The 18,963-nt window shown below is 53.2% G+C and carries 11 protein-coding genes, 2 tRNA genes and 1 pseudogene; 3 read left to right on the forward strand and 11 right to left on the reverse strand.

From position 1 onward, the window contains the following. The first annotated feature begins 6 nt into the window (after positions 1–6). A pseudogene (locus P156_RS13555) lies at positions 7–897 on the forward strand (LysR family transcriptional regulator). A 31-nt stretch (positions 898–928) separates the two neighbouring features. On the opposite strand, the gene P156_RS0107075 reads toward P156_RS13555, so the two are convergent. The 11 genes from P156_RS0107075 to P156_RS0107145 form a co-directional block, all read right to left on the reverse strand. Continuing rightward, a complete protein-coding gene (locus tag P156_RS0107075) occupies positions 929–1,879 on the reverse strand; it encodes an NAD(P)-dependent oxidoreductase (RefSeq protein WP_027869520.1) in 951 nt (316 codons plus the stop codon). 84 nt (positions 1,880–1,963) lie between these two features. After that, the gene (gene serS, locus P156_RS0107080) at positions 1,964–3,244 is read right to left on the reverse strand and encodes a serine--tRNA ligase (protein ID WP_027869521.1); all 1,281 of its coding nucleotides are present in this window, start codon (positions 3,242–3,244) and stop codon (positions 1,964–1,966) included. A 44-nt stretch (positions 3,245–3,288) separates the two neighbouring features. Continuing rightward, positions 3,289–5,208, reverse strand: a complete 1,920-nt coding sequence (locus P156_RS0107085) for a glutamine synthetase (protein ID WP_027869522.1) — start codon at positions 5,206–5,208, stop codon at positions 3,289–3,291. A gap of 138 nt (positions 5,209–5,346) precedes the next feature. Further along, positions 5,347–8,205 (reverse strand): UPF0182 family protein, encoded by a 2,859-nt coding sequence (locus P156_RS0107090; RefSeq protein WP_242838706.1) that lies wholly within the window; start codon positions 8,203–8,205, stop codon positions 5,347–5,349. Positions 8,206–8,239: 34 nt separating this feature from the next. Continuing rightward, on the reverse strand, positions 8,240–10,801 hold the full coding sequence (locus P156_RS12850; RefSeq protein ID WP_027869524.1) for a zinc ribbon domain-containing protein: 2,562 nt from the start codon (positions 10,799–10,801) through the stop codon (positions 8,240–8,242). Between the two features lie 34 nt (positions 10,802–10,835). Then, positions 10,836–12,230, reverse strand: coding sequence for a hypothetical protein (locus P156_RS12855; protein ID WP_051600794.1), 1,395 nt, complete (start codon positions 12,228–12,230; stop codon positions 10,836–10,838). 453 nt (positions 12,231–12,683) lie between these two features. Continuing rightward, a tRNA-Val gene (locus tag P156_RS0107115) sits at positions 12,684–12,759 on the reverse strand. Positions 12,760–12,860: 101 nt separating this feature from the next. After that, a complete protein-coding gene (gene rlmH / locus P156_RS0107120; protein ID WP_027869526.1) occupies positions 12,861–13,340 on the reverse strand; it encodes a 23S rRNA (pseudouridine(1915)-N(3))-methyltransferase RlmH in 480 nt (159 codons plus the stop codon). A 92-nt stretch (positions 13,341–13,432) separates the two neighbouring features. Then, positions 13,433–14,362, reverse strand: coding sequence for a sugar kinase (locus tag P156_RS0107125; RefSeq protein ID WP_027869527.1), 930 nt, complete (start codon positions 14,360–14,362; stop codon positions 13,433–13,435). Between the two features lie 89 nt (positions 14,363–14,451). Beyond that, entirely contained in the window at positions 14,452–15,810 is a 1,359-nt protein-coding gene (locus tag P156_RS0107130) for a radical SAM protein (RefSeq protein WP_027869528.1), read from the reverse strand. Positions 15,811–17,046: 1,236 nt separating this feature from the next. Continuing rightward, positions 17,047–17,122, reverse strand: a tRNA-Arg gene (locus P156_RS0107145). 168 nt (positions 17,123–17,290) lie between these two features. Between P156_RS0107145 and P156_RS0107150 the strand changes: the two genes are divergently transcribed. Together P156_RS0107150 and P156_RS0107155 are read left to right on the forward strand one after the other, a co-directional pair. Beyond that, positions 17,291–18,103, forward strand: a complete 813-nt coding sequence (locus P156_RS0107150) for a hypothetical protein (protein ID WP_027869530.1) — start codon at positions 17,291–17,293, stop codon at positions 18,101–18,103. Positions 18,104–18,159: 56 nt separating this feature from the next. Beyond that, on the forward strand, positions 18,160–18,963 hold the full coding sequence (locus tag P156_RS0107155; protein WP_027869531.1) for a hypothetical protein: 804 nt from the start codon (positions 18,160–18,162) through the stop codon (positions 18,961–18,963).

Below are 18,963 nucleotides of genomic sequence, written 5' to 3' on the forward strand. Positions count from 1 at the left end.
GATAGAATGGAAACTGCGAAATACAGAGCATTTCTGACTGCTATTGAGAAAGGAACGTTCTCCAAGGCCGCAGACCAGATGCGGTATACCCCTGCCGGTGTTCAACAACTGGTGACCGCTTTGGAGCAGGAACTGGGGCTGACACTTCTGAACAGAAGCGACAAAGGGGTGACTTTGAACAAGGACGGAGAACGCATGCTCCCCCTCATCAAAGATCTGCTTAGGCAGGAATCACAGATTCAGGAGATGGCCTCCGCTATTAATGGACTGCTCGTCGGGAGCATCTCCATCGCCTCGTACTTCAGTGTGGCGACCCACTGGCTTCCGGGGCTGATTGCAGATTTTCAGAGGATGCACCCCAACATTGAGTTCCATATTATGGAAGGGCCTCGCCAGGTCGTCCTAAACCGCTTGCAGGACAAGTCTGCGGACATCGGCTTTGCCACCTGCATTGAGCCAATGAAGATGGAATGGATTCCACTGCATGTGGATCCGATCCTGGCTATTATCCCAAAGGATCACCCCCTTGCATCGTAAGCCTCCTTCCCTCTCGAGCGGTGCGGGGAAGAACCCTTCATTATGGCAGCGAACGCCAACGACGAGGATCTAATGCGGATCTTCCGAAAGAGCCAGATCGTTCCCAATGTTCGGTATTCCACGATCAACCACTTCTCTGCCATCAATATGGTGGCCCACGGTCTTGGCATCAGTATGATGAACGAACTGATCACCGGAAAGTTTGATGCGGAAGTAGTCAAGCTGCCTCTGGATCCGCCGCAGTTTATCACCCTTGGGATCATAGTTCCATCTGTGAGAAAAGCGCGCCCGGCCATAAAGCAATTCGTTCAATACGCAGAAAAACAACTAAAAAAAGAGGCGTTGCCCGCCACTCAGTAAGCTTTGTGCAACACCTCCGGAAATCGCTTCCCTAAAGCACTCTTCTCTTGTCTTCGCCGTTGATCCAGGTCTGGATGTTTTCGAACACCATGTCCGCCCGGCGTTCGATGGATTCTACCGTATCGAAACCCACATGCGGTGTGCAGATCAGGTTTGGTGCTCCCAGGAAGGAGTGTCCTTCCGGAAGCGGAGGATCGTTCTCATATACATCCGTTCCATACCGGATCTGTCCGCTTTGGATCGCCTCTGCCACTGCCTCCGTATTGACCACCGGCCCTCGCGAGGTATTGATCAGGATCGCCCCTGGCTTCATAACGGCGATCTCCTCTCTGCCGATCAGATCCCGGGTCTGGGGAGTGAGCGGTGTATGAACAGAAACGATGTCCGCTTCTGCCATGAGATCTGGCAGACTTCTGTACTCGATTCCGAGCTCCTTCGCCTTCTGTCTCTCGCTCCGGCTGTATCCGATCAATCTGCATCCAAAGGCCCGGAAGATCTCTGCTGTCCGGCAGCCAATGCTCCCTGTACCGATGATGCCCACAGTCTTTCCACGTAGTTCATTCCCCTGCAGACCGGCCTTGCCTCCACCGCCTTGGACAGCGTCATTCCCTTTGCTGATATTGCGGAGATGATCCAGCGCCAGCCCCACAGCCAGTTCTGCAACTGCATCGTCACAGTAGCCGCCTGTATTATAAACCGGGATATTCCTTCTGCTGCAGGCCTCCGTTCCCACGTGGTCGATCCCGACAAACGCCACCGATACCATTTTCAGTGTATCGCAGGCATCGATCACCTCATCAGGAAGGGGATGGTTAGCGATCATCAGGACCTCTGCGCCTTCGCTTCTCTTCTTCAGTTCTTCCGTATCAAGGGTCAGCTCCGAATACGCACGGAAGCTATGTCCCTGTGCCTCAAGCTGCTTCGATAATGTTTCCAGTTTCTCGCCGGAGATCCCCAGCGGTTCAAGTAGTACGATGTTCATTATATTTCCTTTCGTTCAAAAGCTTTGCGAATGGAGCTGCTGATATGCTGCAACCTTGACGCCTGCTCCGAACTTCGCCTATCACTATCTGGCTTCGATCTTCTCTACACCACCCATGTAGCTCCGCAGCACCTCCGGAATCACCACGCTGCCATCAGCCTGCTGGAAATTCTCCAGCACCGCGGCGGTAGTGCGCCCTACAGCAAGGCCCGAGCCATTCAATGTGTGGACAAACTCCGGCTTGCCGCCACTTTCGCGGCGGAAGCGAATCCCTGCCCGACGCGCCTGGAAATCCAGGAAGTTGGAGCAGGAGGAGATCTCCACATACCGTCCGTAACTGGGCATCCAGACCTCGATGTCATAGGTGGTCGCCGAGGAGAACCCCAGGTCCCCGGAGCTCAGCTTCACCACCCGGTAGGGCAGTCCCAGACGCTTCAGCACTTCCTCCGCGTCCAGGGTCAGGTTCTCCAGTTCCTCCCAGGAATCCTCCGGGCGGCAGAACTTGACCATCTCGACCTTATTGAACTGATGCTGCCGGATCACCCCACGGGTGTCGCGCCCTGCAGAGCCCGCCTCTGCACGGAAACAAGGGGTGTACGCAGTATAGTGGATCGGCAGGTCCTCCTCTTTCAGAATCTCGCCGGCGTGCAGATTGGTCACCGGCACCTCTGCCGTGGGGATCAGGAAGAAATCCTTCTGCGGAAGGTAGAACATGTCTTCCTCAAACTTCGGCAACTGTCCGGTTCCTGTCATAGCATCCCGGTTCACCATGAAAGGCGGCAGGATCTCTGTGTAATCCTGCTCCATGGTATGCAGATCAAGCATGAAGCACATGATTGCTCTCTCCAGCCGTGCTCCCAAACCGCGATATACGGTGAACCGTGCTCCCGCGATCTTCGCAGCCCGCTCAAAGTCCAGAATCCCCAGGTCCTCCCCGATGTCCCAGTGTGCCTTGGGTTCAAACTCGAACGTTTTCGGTTCTCCCACCTTACGCAGTTCCACGTTGTCCGCATCATCCTTCCCAAAGGGCACGCCCTCTGCCGGCATGTTCGGTACACCCAGAAGCGCATCCTTCAGGTTCTTCTCGACCTCGGCCAGTTCTCCGTCCATCTCCTTGATCCGGCCTGACAAAGCCTTCATCTCCTTCATGATCTCGGAAGTATCCTCGCCAGCCTTCTTCATCTGAGGAATCTGTTTGGAGACTACCTTCTGACGGTGCTTCATCTCCTCCACTTCGGCCAGCAGGCTTCGGCGCTGATCATCGTATTTCTTCACATCTCCGATGCCGAAATCGCCTTTGCCGCGGTACTCTACTCTCTCCTTGACTCCCTCATAATCCTCTCTGATCCTCTTGATATCCAGCATGTCTTTCCTCCGTCTATGGTGATGTCCTGCACGGCCTGCCCGTGCTACAGCAGATTTTTCTTATATGTATTGTACAGCTCCGTCAGCCTCTCAACTCTGTCCTTGATGGCCAGCTGTATCGCCGATGCCTTGTCGTATTCTTTTTTGTCCAGCGCTTCTTTCGCCCGGGTCAGCAGGCACTTCTCGCTGATGGTATCCTTTCCCAGTTCATGACGCAGCCGATCGATCTCCGACCAGTTCATCATGTCGTAATCCGAGAAATCGTCATCGCTGTGGCGTTTCTTGCAGGAGCGAATGAACACCATGGTGTTGGGAATGAGCCGGTCATGGAGTTCCAGTTTCCATTGAGACAGGATCTGCTCCCGGTAGGAGGCCAGCAGCAACTCGTTCATGACGCCCCCCTCGCTGAAGATCCGGGTCTTTTCCGGATACTTGTCGAAGGCAGCCAGGTTCTCCCACACAGTGGCAGGCGCTTTTCCAAACAGATGCTCCCGCTCTTCTTCCGTATAATGGATGAACACATCCTCTTCGCTGCGGTACTCGCGCTCTGTCTCCAGATAGAAGTCCGGAACACCGTGCTTCTTGGACAGGGAGGCCTCCAGCTCCTCCGGGTCTTTCTCGTGCTCCAACACCGCCCGGATGCCATCTACCACCGCCATATAAGCACTGGCCAGCACCAGATAGGTGTTGCTCTTCGGATTCGGAGCACGAAGTTCGAATCTGGTGGATAAGGGGTTATGCGCATCCCGGATCAACCCGACCAGCACGGTCCGGTTACGAGAGGGGCGGTCGATCCCTTTCCCCAGAGATGTGACGATACACACCGGTGCTTCAAATCCGGGTTTAAGCCGATTCAGAGAATCGTTGGAGGAACTGATAAAGGGATTGATCACCTCGTAGTTCTTCAGGATCCCCATCAGGGCTCCAAACCCTACCGGGCTCATGAAATGTTTTTTCATGTCCCCAGGGGCAAATAGACTGATCATGCTCCCGTCCTTTAGCTTTGCGGCCAACCCGATGTGCGTGTGCTCCCCGCTCCCGGCGACTCCGTCAAAAGGCTTGGCCATGAAGGTCACGTCCAGACCATGCTTTGTGAATATATCACGCACCACGTACTTGACCTGATTCTCGTTGTCCGCCGCCTGTATGGCATCTGCGTACTTCCAATCGATCTCCAGCTGCTCCATCACATGGTCGTAGTGGCCACCAGACCCCATCTTGGCCTTGACACCGCCTACTTCCTTGTGACCCATCTCTACCTGGAACCCATACTTGTCCAGGATCATCAGGGTTTCCTCCAGCGCGGTCCGTACCTCGCCGTAAGTCCGTTTCCAGTACTGTTCCTTCAGAGTCTGGGCGATGAAAAGCTGCTCTCTGTCGCCCTTGTCATCCGGCGTTCTGACCCAGAACTCCAACTCCGTCGCACTGGTCAGTACCAGTTCCTGGATATCGTCCACGCTCTCCGCCCCCTGGATGTACTGGAAGGCGTAGGGATGCTCCCGAAGCAGTTCCATTACCTGTTCCTTCAGGTACTTCAGCGAGTTCCGGAGGATGGAACGGCTGCCACACTGGAAGGCATCGTTGTGTACCAGGAAGGAGGGGATCCGCAGCGTTCCCACCGGCATATCGAGTCCTCTGATCACATTTCGCATATTGTAATCAACATACCAGTTAACGGAAAGATCCGGGATAATATCTACTTTGGCATTACCCAGGTCTGCGATCTTGGGCAAAGCGACCGAGGAGCCATCAGTCTGTACACCGTGGGCTAACAGATTGTCGATATCCTCCAGAAAAGCGCTCACCGGGATCTTCTCGTCCGTGTCGTGCCCGCCCATGTCGATTCCCACAAAAGATACAAAGCATACCTCCGGGTGCTCTGACAGCACCGCAGCGATGTCTTCCTTCCCGTGCTTCTCGGGAGGGATAGTAAACAGCATCCTCTCGATGTCAAACTCCAGCATATGCGTCCTTTCTGCAGCCTGCGCTGCTGTCCGCACGCTCCCTCTCCTTGCGTGCTTCTCCAAAAAACCTATGGGACATCCCGAGGAATGTCCCAGAGGCTTAGATATTAAGTATTGTTATGCGTGTTGCTACGCACTTCAGGCGAGGTTTTTCAGGGAATCCTCCAGCTTGTCCATATAGTTGCCGTAGGCTGCCCAGTCACCATCCTTCAATGCCTTCTGGGCGTTGTTGTAGGCTTCCTGCGCTCTCTTGATATAGTCATCCCTGGTCAGGCTCTGGCTATCAGAACCATCGCCCTCGGCTTCCATCTCTCCAGTCTTGTCCGCACCACCGGTGGCACCGAAGAGTTCCTCAAGTGCATCTCCCAGAGTGGACTTGTAGGCGATCTGGTCGCCGTACACGACCACGACCCTCTTGACTTCCGGAATCGCCGCGTTGGCAGCTTCCAGATAGATCGGCTCAACGTAGAGCAGAGAATCCTCAATCGGAATGACGAACAGGTTACCACGGCTGTACTTGGATCCCGCATTGGACCACAGGGAGAAGTCCTGAGAGATCTCTGTAGTCTGACCGATCTGGGCCTCTACCTGAGAAGGACCATAGATAGTCTTGCTCTTCGGGAACTGGTACAGAACCAGTTGTCCATACTTGTCGCCATCATTTCTGGCAATCATCAGCGCCGTCATATTTTCCTTACTCTTCGGAGTGTACGGGATGGAGTTGATGAACTCAGCCTCCTTCTCACCCGGCAGATTCAGGATATAGTAGTTCGGCGTCATGATCTGTTTCTTGGTGCCGTAGGTCTCGCTGGCGATGTTCCACTCGTCCTCGTTCTGATAGAAGACCTTCACGTTGTTCATGTGATACCTGGCGTAGATGTCCGCCTGCACCTGGAACAGCGCGTTCGGGTAACGAATATGCGACTGCAGCGACTTCGGCATCTGCTCAAAGTTCTTGAACAGTTTCGGGTAGATCTTCTGATAGGTCTTGGCGATGGGATCATCGTTGTCAACGATGTAATAGTTCACATCACCGTTGTAGGCATCTACCACGACCTTCACCGAGTTCCTGATATAGTTGGTGGTCCCGGTCTCCCCGCTATATGGCTGAGAGTAAGGGTAGTAGGAACTGGTGGTATACGCATCCACGATCCAGTAGACTTTGCCGTCTACAGTTACTGCGTACGGGTCATCCTCGTAACTCAGATACGGCATGATCCGCTGTACACGTTCACTTACGTTTCTGTAGATGATGATCTTGGAATCACTCTTGATGTTGGTGGACACCAGGATCTTCAGGCTGCTCTCGCGGATCGCGAACATGATGCGGGAGAACAGGTTCATCTTGATGCCTGCCTTACCATCGTACTTGGTGTACTTGTTCTGACTGCCATCCGGATAGTCGAACTCATCCTCACTGGTATCTACCAGAGAGTAGTCATTGGTCATCTCACCGAAATAGATGGCTGGCTGCTTCACCTGGATCTCGCTGACAGAAGATTCCGGTGGGATGTTCTTGATCAGAACGTCCGGCTGTCCGCTCTTGGTAACGGTGTTGACCTTGGACAAAGTCAGACCATATCCGTGAGTGTACTTCAGATGACGGTTCAGCCAGGTATCGCTGATCTTGTTCTCATCGATCTCTCTGATCGACAGATAGGTCTGGGTCAGGGCCCCGTTGATCACATATCTGTCAACATCCACATCGTTGAACTCGTAGTACTGACGAATACTCTGTGTCTGGTTATAGAAGGTCTTCACAGGTACGTAGTCGTTGATACGGATATTGGAGATCGTCGCCTCGTTGTTGCTGATATCCTTGCTGGTCAGGTTCTGATTCGCCGCAAAAGGCTTGATGGTCACATTGTCCAACTGATACGCGTGCTGTGTATACTCGATGTTCCGCTTCAGGTACTTGGTTTCCTTGTCCAGTTCGTCCGGTGAAACGATGATGCTCTGTACCACGATGGCCAGCACCACGCCCAACACGCCCACGCCGATCATGATGACAGGCACGGTCAGAACTTTCTTGATGCTCTTCTTCCGGATATAGATCGCAGTCGCAAAGGCTCCGATCACTGCCAGCACGGCTAGCGCCCGGTACATCCAGAGCACCACGAACACGTCGGTAAATCCCGCGCCGTACACTGCGCCGGTGTGCGCATGGAGCAGGTCGAACTGCCTCAGGAAGAAATCCACGGCCAGCATCAGGAAGAACACCACGCCCATGACCGTCAGCTGATGTGACGCGATGGACAGGATCTGTTTGAAGTTGTTGTCATCAAACCTCCGTCTTCTTGGACGTCTGGCTCCTTTCATGTTGTCAAAGACTTTGTCGAAGGGAGAACCGGTACCAAACGGATTGGAATGTCCTGTGTACCTCTCCTCGTCATCGTCTGTGTAATCATCCACCACTTCCTCTTCCATGAGACGAGGCGAATGAAGCGCCAGAAGGATCACATAGTACAGGATGGTCATGGCGATGATCAGAAGAATGACCACCAGCAGAAGTTCATTGACCTGCTTCAGAAAGTCAAGCCTGAATATATAGAAGGATATATCCAGGTGGAACAGCGGATCCTTCTTGCCAAACCCGGTGCTATTGGTAAACTGCAACGCCTGAAACCAAAGTCTCTGTGCGGTGACAAAGGCCACCACCGCCGCAAACCCAACCGCCACCAGGTTGGTGTACCGTCCGAGCTTTTTCATATCTGTCTGCTCGTCCGATTCTATATGCACAAAATAATTCTTTCGCAGCCTTCGCAGATAATACTCCACGAGAAGCCATACTACAATAAAAGTCGGTATTCCAATCTCTAGTTCTGTTACCAAGCCCTTCAGGAACACCTGTACGTAGTTCATTTCATCGAACCACATCCAGTCCGTAATAAAGTCAACCAGCATCACGATCAATCCTATGATGATCATGACGAACAGCAGAACCACACTTAGCCTGCGTTTCGGCTTGGCTCCAGATTCCTGTTTTGCCCCTTTCAACTCAAATTCCTCCAAACTATATTATTCTATAAACTCAGCCACCGAATATAGACGACAGCCCGTTATATACGCCATTGAACATATTCTGCAACTGAACAGATGCAGCACTTTCCGGCGCCAGATACTTGATACAGATCACCACGATCTCCAGCACGATCAGTACACAGAGAATGATGGCAAAAATCTTCAGTCCCAGATACTTCTTGGGTTTCCTTGCCTTGGCCTTCGCTTCGGCCTCCAGCTCATCCTTGAATACGTCCTGGAAAGTGATTTTGTTATCATCGTTCGGGATCCCCCCAGCCGTATCCTCACGGATCATCTTCTCGATCTCCGCGGCGTTGTCCTCAGACTTCGTCGGCACAAAAGGATCCATCTCCGGTACTGGTACAGTCTGCGGTGCCTCCTGATGCACAAAGTCTTCCTGCGGTACAGCAGCGAACGGGTCCGCAGGAGCGCCAAACGGAGAACCTTCTGGTGCTGTCTGGGCCTGTGCCGGTGCTTCAAATGCAGGTGCTTCAAACACGGGTGCTTCGAACACAGAAGTCGCCGCTTCGGTCTGAGACGGCTGCTGCGGTGCTGCGAACGGATCTGCCGCTGCTTCGAATGGAGAGTTCGCTGTAGTGAACGGACTCGTCGGCGCTTCGAATACAGGCGCCTCTGCCTCATTCTGTGCTGGTGCTTCCGGCATCGCGAACGAATCTGCCGGCGCTGCCTCCATAGCCGGCTGCTGCGGCTCAGCAGCAACGACCGGTTCTCTCGGGATCTCCGGTTGCGGCGTCTCGACAAAATATCCCTCCGGGGTATGCGGTGCTTCAAATCCTATAACTTCCGGCTCCGGCTGCTGCGGTTCTACCGGTGCAACCGGTTCCTCTACCGGTACGGCTGGCTCCTCTACCGGTGCCTCCGGCTCAAATGTCGGGAAAGCAAACTCTGCTGCCGGTTCCTCGGAAACCTGAGGTTCTTCGAAAGCCGGTGTCTCTGTCCTCATAAAGGACGGGATCTCCACCATGGACTCCTCTGTCCTGGGTACTTCCGGTGTAGTTGCCTCAAAGGCTGGCATCTCTGGCATAACCGGTGCCTCTGGCTCGAACGTCGGAATCTCCGGTGCTGCCTCGGCTTCTGCGGCCACTTCCTCGACCGGTGCGACCTGATCAAATGTCGGGAGTTCCGGCATCACGAACGCCGGCTCCTCTGCAGGTTCCTCTGTCATCGGAATCTCGAAGGCCGGTGCCTGCGGAGCCACATCCTCCGCCTCCGGCACGATCGGTTCAAAGGTGGGCATCTCCGGCATGACGAATGCCGGCTCCTCTGCCTGCGGCATCTCGAAGGATGGTTCCTCCGTCTGCGGCGCCTCGAATGCCGGTTCCTCTGCCTGCGGCGCCTCGAACGTGGGCTCCTCCGGCAGGTCAAACGCCGGAGCACCTGCTTCCGGGGCTTCCTCTGCTTCAGGCAAATCAAACGCCGGAGCGCCTGCTTCCGGGACTTCCTCTACTTCAGGCAAATCAAACGCCGGAGCGCCTGCTTCCGGGGCTTCCTCTACTTCAGGCAGATCAAACGCCGGGGCACCTGCCAAAACAGGCTCCTCCTGTGGCGCAGCCGGAGCTTCTTCCGGGGCCGGTTCCTCTGGCAGATCAAACGCCGGAGCGCCTGCTTCCGGGGCTTCCTCTGCTTCTGCCTGCGCGATGTGCTCCTCCGGAGCTGCCTCTTCTACAGCGTCGTCGAAGGTCGGCATCTCGAACGCAGGAACGGACGCCTCTTCCTCTGCTGCTCCAAAGGCAGGTGCAACACCGAAGGCCGGTGCCTCAAACGCAGGTGCTGCTTCAAACACAGCCGCGTCAAATACTCTGGTAGGTTCCTCTGTTACCGCTCCAGGTGCACCAAAACTGGGTGCCTCAAAGACCGGGTTCTGGGCAATACCTGTCGCTGTCCCCTCCGGCTCTTCCGGCTCCCTGTAGTCTACATCCAACTGATCCTTCAAACGGTTATATTCTTTGTCAAGCAGTGCCTGGAATTCCTCGTTCTTCTTGTTATACGTGTAGAACTTGTCCATCCTTGTGGTGCTGCCCAGATTCTGAGGATTGTCGAATCTCTGTGTCTCGGAAATATTCCCGTCGCGATCTCTGGTTCCAAAGATAACCTCCTCGATAGACTGCGCAGTTTGTGCCTGCTCATCCACCAGGGGCTCAGGCTGCACTTCTGCAACCTCAGGAGCCTGAGGCTTCTCCGGTCTTTCCGGACGGATCTTCTCCCGTGCTGCCACCTGTTCCGGTTCTTCCTTCCGAGGTGTTCTTCCATGCTGATCGATCACCGACTCCCAGTTGAAATCGACATCATCGGTCGCTTTCTTCTGTTCTGTAGGGTACCCATCTAGGTTCCAGTCAATCTCTTCAAATTGGAAATGTCGCTTATTTCTCTCTTTTCCCTGAGAAGCTGAGGGCGCTGGAGTCCCGTCTGTACGACCCATGGCATCCCGTCCGCCCTGCGTAACAGGTCTTTCGGATGCCACCTGCGAAGCGTCAACGACCACTCTGGTCCCACACTCAGGACAGAACTTATCGTTGTCACTCAACAGATGTCCGCAACTTTTACAAATCATAGTCTGCCTCCTGCATAACAATTTACTTAATCATCTATCTGATCTGCTGCATTAACTCCTCAACAGAATAGGATCTACCCTGCTTGTCCGTTCCGCTGTTCCGGTCGGTATATTTGATAGTTCCTGCCTCCTGCGTCCTCTGTCCGGAAGGAACATTCTCAGGTCGCGGCTGCGTGAACGGTGGTGGCACAAAACTTTCCTGTGTCGTCATCTCCTGCCGGGAAACAGACTGTGATCTGGCAGGTTGTACTGGTTGTGACCACTGGTTCATCATCTCTTGCACCGTCTGCTGTCTTCTGGGCTGCGGCTGTACCTGCGGCTGCGGTTGCGCCGCCCTTACCGACGGTTGTGGTTGTACCTGTGGCTGTGGTTGCGCCGCCCTTACCGACGGTTGTGGTTGTACCTGTGGCTGCGGCTGCGCTGGCCTTACCTGCGGCTGTGGCCGTACCTGCGGCTGCGCCGGCCTTACCGGCGGCTGTGGCTGCGCTGGCCTTACCGGCGGCTGCGGCTGCGCCGGCCTTACCGGCGGCTGTGGCCGTACCTGCGGCTGCGCCGGCCTTACCTGCGGCTGTGGCCGTACCTGCGGCTGCGCCGGCCTTACCGACGGCTGTGGCTGTACCTGCGGCTGCGCCGGCCTTACCGACGGCTGTGGCTGTACCTGCGGCCGCGTCGGCCTCGCGTCCCCAAAAGCGGACTGCACCTTCGGCTCCGATGATGGAACCGGTTGCCCCTGCGGATGCTGGTTCATCGGACGTTGCTTCGACGGCCCGGTGCCCGCCGAAGCGAACAAGGGCTGCACGAACGTCTGCTGCTGCACCGGTCTCTGGGACGGTGTCTCTGTAAACTGCGGCATTCCAGGCTGTTCCTGAGCTGGCTGCACCGCCTGCTGCTGATACATATGCTGCATCGTCTGCCTGCGGACTTCCGCCTGCATTTTCTCCTGCTCTTCTCCCTGCGGAACCAGTGTCTGTCGGCTGAGCCGCATTGGGCGATCCGATCGCGGTTTGAGAGATGCCTGAGTTTCCCTGTCATGGCCGTCCAGTTTCTTCATGGGGCGGTCAAAATCACTCCAAAAGTCATCATTGCTGACACCCGCCTCCGTCTCCTGAACACCAAAAACTTCCGCGGCGACCTGTCCCTGTTCAGCAAACTGCGTTCCGCTGTCGAACTGTGCCAGGAACTCATCCACATCGCTGCGGGCAGCCCGGTTCGGTTGATTCATATTCTCATTGACGGCCCCTGCCTTCCGCTGAGCCTCCAGATTGTCCACCCTATCCATGATGTCCTCGAGTGAACTGTTGATGTTCCCCAATAGCCTGTTGCTATCCTGGTCACGGGAACCCTTACTCTTCAGGTAAGCCACGATCAAGACCAGAAGAACAACGACTCCCAATCCAAAGATGGCAATCAGAACTGGACTTGTATGCATACTTCACCCCTCTTGTATATTAGATTTCATAATATTATACAATAAATCTCCTGCAATAGCAAATACAAACGCAGAAAACCGAGAAAAAATCTTAATATTTCTTAAGGAAACTCATCACTCCCTGTAATAAAAGGAAAAAACCGCGGACTGCGGGAAAACGAACCTATACCTTCTCACACTGCAACACTTTCCTTGGGAGAACTCATTTCGAGAATTCTGAAGGAATGCACCACCCCTTAAATCTGAAGGAATTCAAGTTGGGTTCCGCCCAGGTGGAACAAATCCCGAAACCGAAGGGCGGCTGCTCCTCTGTCCACCGCCCTCTCTCGATCCTACGAAAAAAGCCGCTCGCCTCGTGATGAGACAAGCAGCCTGATCTGTTCTCTTGTGTCGGCGGATATCTGGCTCTCATAATACCGTGATATAACAAAACCCCGCAAATCGCGGGGTCACTGGTGATCCGTAATAGACTTGAACTATCGACCTTCTGGTTGTCACCCAGACGCTCTCCCAGCTGAGCTAACGGATCATGCACGACTATTATAGCAAAGTCACAGCGTTTGGACAACCCCCAATTTTCATTTTAGGTATTTTTCTGTTCCAGATATCTTATCCCATGGCCGGTATTCCTTACTTGTGATACGGCTCATGGCGAAGGATCTTGAAACTCCGATAGATCTGCTCCAGAAGGATGACCCTCATCATCTGATGAGGGAATGTCATGTCCGAGAAGGAAAGTTTCAGATCCGCGCGCTGGCTTACGGCTCGGGAGAGCCCCAGACTCCCCCCAATCACAAAGCATACATCGCTGCGTCCTTCCATTGCTAGTTCCCCGACCTTTTCCGCCAGGCTCTCGGAGGACATGCGTTTTCCCTTCACTTCCAGGGTGATGACATAGTCGCCTTTCCCCAGATGCGTCAGGATTTCCTGTCCTTCCGCCTCTTTCACCGCCTCTTCATCGGCAGGACTGGGGTTAGCGGCGAGGCGCGACTCCTTCAGCTCACAGATCCGCAGCGTGCAGTAAGATCCCAGCCGTTTGCTGTACTCCGCAATTGCCTCCCTCCAATACTTCTCCTTCAACTTCCCGATGCAGACGATGGTCATGTTCATGCTTTCTCTCCAATCCTGATATGTCGTACAGAGTTCTCCCTGTAGTATACCAGAAACACTCCTTTTGGCAATCCCCTGACCACCTCGTTTTTCTATTCGATCATCGACCGGATAGTCTCCGTCGAGATCTCCCCTTCCATCGGGCCGTACGCCGCTGCGGTCAACGCACTCGCTGCGGCCCCCATTCTCGCGGCCTCTTCAACAGAACCTCCCTGACAAAGCCCTGCGAGAAAGGCTCCATCAAAGCAAGCCACCGTTCCCGCCACATCTGCCTGTACACCCTTGTACTCTCCAATCTCCACGCTCCTGTCTCTGGTATAGATCCGGAACCCCTGGTCCCCCTTTTTCAGGCAGATGATCTTCATATCAGGATAGGCAAAACACCTTTGGATTGCGGCCTCTACACTCCCTTCTCCTGTCACCATCAACAGATCTTCGATCTCCGGCATGAACACACTCGTGTTCTCCATTACTTCACGTATCACCGCATCGACCATCTTATCCGGGAACAACTCCCTGCGGAAGTTCGGGTCGAAAGAAATCCTGGTTCCACGTCTGCGGAACATACGCATTGTTTTGAGGATCTCCCGGGTGAAGGCTTTGTGCACCATCAGGGAACATCCCATGATATGCATATAGTTAGCATCCTCGATAGATCCCTCGCGCGGGGCTTTCGCACGGGCCGCCGGCGAATTCCCCATATGAAAGATGGTATCTCTCGCCCCATCGGAGAAGCAGGTGACAAATGCACAGCCGGTAGGACTTTCCTCACTTTGAATCACTCGACTGGTATCTACGCCATCCCTGTTCAGACGTTCCAGCAGACACCTGCCAAAATCATCCTGCCCAACGCCTCCGATGATAGCAGTACTACAGCCTAATCTGGCGGCCGCGTCAATGCAGACCGCCGGTGCGCCGCTGGGGTACGGACCCCTGAACATGCCTGCTATGTTCAGAGGAGAATCCTCGCGGTCTCTCATGATCTCCACGATCATTTCTCCCATAATCACAATGTCCAGCATGATCTCTCTCCTTTACTGAATCTCTTCGCGGCACGGTTTCAGATAAGGTAATGCGTTCCATATTATATTGTCAAACCGGGCAGGACCTCTTAGGATTCCCTGCCTTTCCCATGGCTTTGTGCCCACAAAGCATTCGCCGGCCCCTCCCAGTGCTTCGCGTAGTTGTCACAACGACTGCAAAGCTGTTCCAGGTCTTCCGGGGCTTCCAAATCTGTCGATACCGCATTGGTCTTCCTTACGATACCGCGCAGTTTCTCTGGATTCTCCAGCAGCGGGCAAGGCCGCAGATGGTTTTCGTTGAACGGTTGTCCGTCATGGTATGCTTGGAACAGTGGAGAACGCAGCCCATCCAAGAGCGTCTTCTCCCTGATGTTCGCGTCTGAATAGTGGATGAATACACAGGGCTCCATGTCCCCGTTTGCATTGATATGCAGATACCGCCTTCCACCGGCCACACAGCCATCCACATATTCCCCGTCATTTTGGAAATCGATTCCGAAGATCGGTTTTGTCTGGCGATATTCCCGGAGCTTATGATATAGATACGTCCGCTGCTCCGGGGTTGGCAGCAGTTCCTTCACCGCATCCTTTCCGACCGGCATATAGTGGAAGTACCAGACAAAATATGCTCCGGATTCTATCAGAGAATCATAGAAATCTTCATCTATAATGCTTTCCATATTCTCTCTGGTGTAGCAAGCGGAAACACCGAACGGCAGCTTGTTTCTCTTCATGACCTCCATGGCGTCCCGCACTTTCTGATATACACCGTTGCCGCGCCTGCCATCCGTAGCCTCTTCAAACCCCTCCAGGCTGATCGCAGGAACAAAGTTTCGGACGCGGAGCAGTTCCTTCGCAAATTCCTCATCGATCAGAGTCCCGTTAGTAAAGGAGAGGAAAATGCAATCGCTGTGCTTCTCACAAAGCCGGATGACATCCTTTTTCCTTACCAGCGGCTCACCTCCGGTGTAGATGTAGAAATACACCCCCAGTTCCTTGCCCTGTTCGATAATGCTGTCGATCTCATCAAAGGACAGATTCAGTTTGTTCCCGTACTCGGCTGCCCAACACCCTGTGCAATGAAGGTTGCATGCACTCGTCGGATCCAGAAGGATCGCCCATGGAATGTTACATCCCAGTTCCTTCCGGAGTTTCTCCTGCCTGGACCAACCAATCAGGACGGCATTCAGGAAGAAGTTTGTAAATACGGTCTGCAGAACTTTCCTATCCACATTGTTCAACAGATCAACAGTCATTTTGTGCCAGTTGGATTCCGGATTATCCACGATATACTTCCTGATGTACCCTCGCTGCACATCAAAACTGTCTCCCGCAAACCGATCGACCCAATCCATCAACTTGCCGAGATTCTTCTCTGGATCCTTTTCCAGATACTGAAGTGCGGTATTGATTCCGAATTCCTTTACTTTATAAGATATAGTCTTCATATTATTACTCCTTCTATAGTTAATATACACCATTGCCACTAACACAACACTAACAAATTTTGTGTTTTTTGTGATTTTACCACTCTTTTTTGGCATTTTTTTCAAACTTTTTTCAACAAAAAAAGAAAAACCGTCTTCGTTTTGCTGAGGGTTGCAGACTGTTGCCAATGCTGCGTACGAATCCAGTCTCGGCCAGTAGCGCTGGTTCTCACCTTCTTTTGGCGGTTAAATTCGTCTAGTTTTCCTTCATTTCGAAGGGCTGGCCCGTTCTGAAGGAACACCTGAAATATTTTCCTTCAAGACCCCTCATTGTGTAATTCTGAAGGAATACTTCACGGAAAAAAGCTCCGGATTTCCCCAATTCCGGGGTTTTGTCGTGCCACAAAGCCCTGCGTGCAAGGAATTATCTGACCTTCAGTTTCTTCTCGGCGGGCTCCTGATGTGCCTTCAGAAGCTCCGACGGCATGGTCAGCAGATCATAAAGAACTATCCCTCAACAAAAGCGTCACGGCGAAGCCGATCAGGGATCATCATGTTCATTACATCCATGACACCACCGTTCTTCACTTTCGGCTTCTCGAGCATCAGGCATCTCGGTCGGCGGTTGCCAGACATGGCCTTTTCTGCAGATCTGTCGCCAATGCCCTCAATTCCTAGGCGCCGGAAACAATATTTCCGAAAAACAGACTTATCCGTTTCCCAACCAGCAATATTTACGAACTATGGAAAACAATCGCATGAAATTACGTTTCCGGGATACCAGAATCGCCATTTTGGCGAAAAACGGTATCCCTGACCTTTCTCTGAGAGATATCTGGAATGCTTTTCTGCATTTGAATGACTTCGGCAACTCGCCACGGAAGGCTGTCGTGTTATCGATACAAGGAGGAAATCCATCCGGGTGTAACACTGGGTGCCACACCGGGTGACGCACTGGGTGCCACACCGGGTGACGCATTGGGTGCCACACTGGGTGACGCATTGGGTGCCACACTGGGTACAACCAAAGGTGCAACCACCATACACCGTCAACCACATTTTTTAAGGATCTGGACCCAGAGGCGATTTTGCAGGCTGCTCCGCACCCTGCCACTCTGCGGCTCCCCTCTCGGTCGCCTTGAGCCACTCGCTACGCGGCGGTTCACTGAACCGCCGCGCTTCACGCTCGTGCACTTTCGTGTTCGAACCGCCTCTGGGGCACCACGCAAAAAGGACAACTGACGCTGTCCTTCCGCGTGGTGCCCCAGAGGCGATTCGAACACCCGACGCACGGTTTAGGAAACCGACGCTCTATCCCCTGAGCTACTGAGGCTTATCACTCACATATATTACCACAAAAATATTATAAAAACAATGGGAAATAGCGCATATTTCTTCCATTATCCTTTAATCTATGCTATACTACACATACAAATATCTGATAATTCAGACCAATCGTTCACATCGGCATGGGTTTAATGAGTAGAGAAAGGAGATTGTTATGAGAATGTTATTGCGGAGATCTCTGCTGATGGCTTTGTGCCTGGCGTTGGTGGCCACCTTCAGCGTGGCGGCGCCGGGCGGGCAGGCCGCGGCAAAATCCAAGAAGATGAAAATGCCCACCAAAATGACCTACTATCGCCTTGACAGCGGAAAGTGGGTGAAGGAGTACACAGAAACATACAAGTACAACAAGAAGGGAGATCTAATCAAAATCACGGACAGCGGTGACGAGGCGATCCTCACCACCACCATCAAATATAAGTACAAGAAGAAGAAAAAGGTCTCCTGCACTTCCAAGATGGACAACTCCTTCCGCACCACCTACAAGTTCAACAAGAAGGGACAGCTGGTGAGCGCGAGAGATCATTATCTCGATGCTAACACCCTCACCACCTACGCCTATAGTTACAACAAGGGCGGCTATCTCACGGCAGTCCGCTGGACATATAACGACAACGAGGGTATAAGGCGCAGCGGTGTCTTCAATTACACCACCTCCTTCGCACCCGGAGGCAAGGTCACCATCGCCGCTTCGGGCAAGGATTACGAAAACAAAGACGGATCCTACTCCTGGACACTGAACAAGAAGGGATTGCTCACGAAAGTCCCCGGTGATGGCTGTATCAGCACCTTTACGTATCTCTGGAAAGGGAAATACGTCAAGCAGAGAATCGAGACGGTGACATACGATGATGGAAGAATCAGCAAGTACCGGGTCGACTACAAGTATGGAAAACGGAAGGCCTCTGCCTCTCGCTATTACAAGTATATCAACAAGGATCCCCGCACCCTGATTGGGGGTTTCTGGTAATTCAGACAAAATGTCTATCCTTACATGTGCTGCATGTGCAGAGAAAGGAGGTTGTTATGAGAATGGTATTGCGAAGATCGCTGCTGATGGCTTTGTGCCTGGCGTTGGTGGCCACCTTCAGCGTGGCGGCACCGGGCGGGCAGGCCGCGGCGAAATCCAAGAAGATGAAAATGCCCACCAAACTAACCTACTATAGACTCGACAACGGAAAGTGGGTGAAGGAGTATACGGAAACGTACAAGTACAACAAGCGTGGAGATCTGATCAAGGCCACTGACAGCCGAGGTGATGGCCCCTTTTCCATCAAGTATAAGTACAAGAAGAAAAAGAAAGTCTCCGGCAATGGCAAGGGCAAATATCTCCGCACCACCTACAAGTTCAACAAGAAGGGACAGTTGGTGAGTGTGAAAATGCATGACCTTGAGGAGGGCACCAACTCTACCTACACCTATAACTACAACAAGGGTGGCTATCTCACGGCTGTTCGCTGGACAGATGACAATGGTGAGTACATCAGACACAGCGGCGTCTACAATTACACCACCACCTTCGCAGTCGGCGGTAAAGTCACCATTGCCGCGTCGGGCAAGGATTACGATGACATCGACAGATCCTACACCTGGACACTGGACAAGAAGGGACTGCTCACGAAAGCTGACAAGGAGGGCGACATCAGCACGTTTACGTATCTCTGGAAAGGGAAATACGTCAAGCAGCGGCTCGAAACGCTGAAACATTATGACGGAACTGTTGATAAGTACCGGATCGACTACAAGTATGGAAAACGGAAGGCCTCTGCCTCCCGCTATTACAAGTATATCAACAATGATCCTCGCACTCTTGTAGGGAATAACTGGTAG

The sequence above is a fragment of the Eubacterium sp. AB3007 genome (genome assembly GCF_000688015.1).
Classification (GTDB): domain Bacteria; phylum Bacillota; class Clostridia; order Peptostreptococcales; family Anaerovoracaceae; genus Aminicella.

Coding starts and splice junctions, on each gene's coding strand:
- P156_RS0107130 (WP_027869528.1), bottom strand. CDS start 15,810: ATGAAGACTATATCTTATAAAGTAAAGGAATTCGGAATCAATACCGCA.
- P156_RS0107075 (WP_027869520.1), bottom strand. CDS start 1,879: ATGAACATCGTACTACTTGAACCGCTGGGGATCTCCGGCGAGAAACTG.
- P156_RS0107150 (WP_027869530.1), top strand. CDS start 17,291: ATGAGAATGTTATTGCGGAGATCTCTGCTGATGGCTTTGTGCCTGGCG.
- P156_RS0107125 (WP_027869527.1), bottom strand. CDS start 14,362: ATGCTGGACATTGTGATTATGGGAGAAATGATCGTGGAGATCATGAGA.
- P156_RS12850 (WP_027869524.1), bottom strand. CDS start 10,801: ATGATTTGTAAAAGTTGCGGACATCTGTTGAGTGACAACGATAAGTTC.
- rlmH (WP_027869526.1), bottom strand. CDS start 13,340: ATGAACATGACCATCGTCTGCATCGGGAAGTTGAAGGAGAAGTATTGG.
- P156_RS0107155 (WP_027869531.1), top strand. CDS start 18,160: ATGAGAATGGTATTGCGAAGATCGCTGCTGATGGCTTTGTGCCTGGCG.
- P156_RS12855 (WP_051600794.1), bottom strand. CDS start 12,230: ATGCATACAAGTCCAGTTCTGATTGCCATCTTTGGATTGGGAGTCGTT.
- serS (WP_027869521.1), bottom strand. CDS start 3,244: ATGCTGGATATCAAGAGGATCAGAGAGGATTATGAGGGAGTCAAGGAG.
- P156_RS0107085 (WP_027869522.1), bottom strand. CDS start 5,208: ATGCTGGAGTTTGACATCGAGAGGATGCTGTTTACTATCCCTCCCGAG.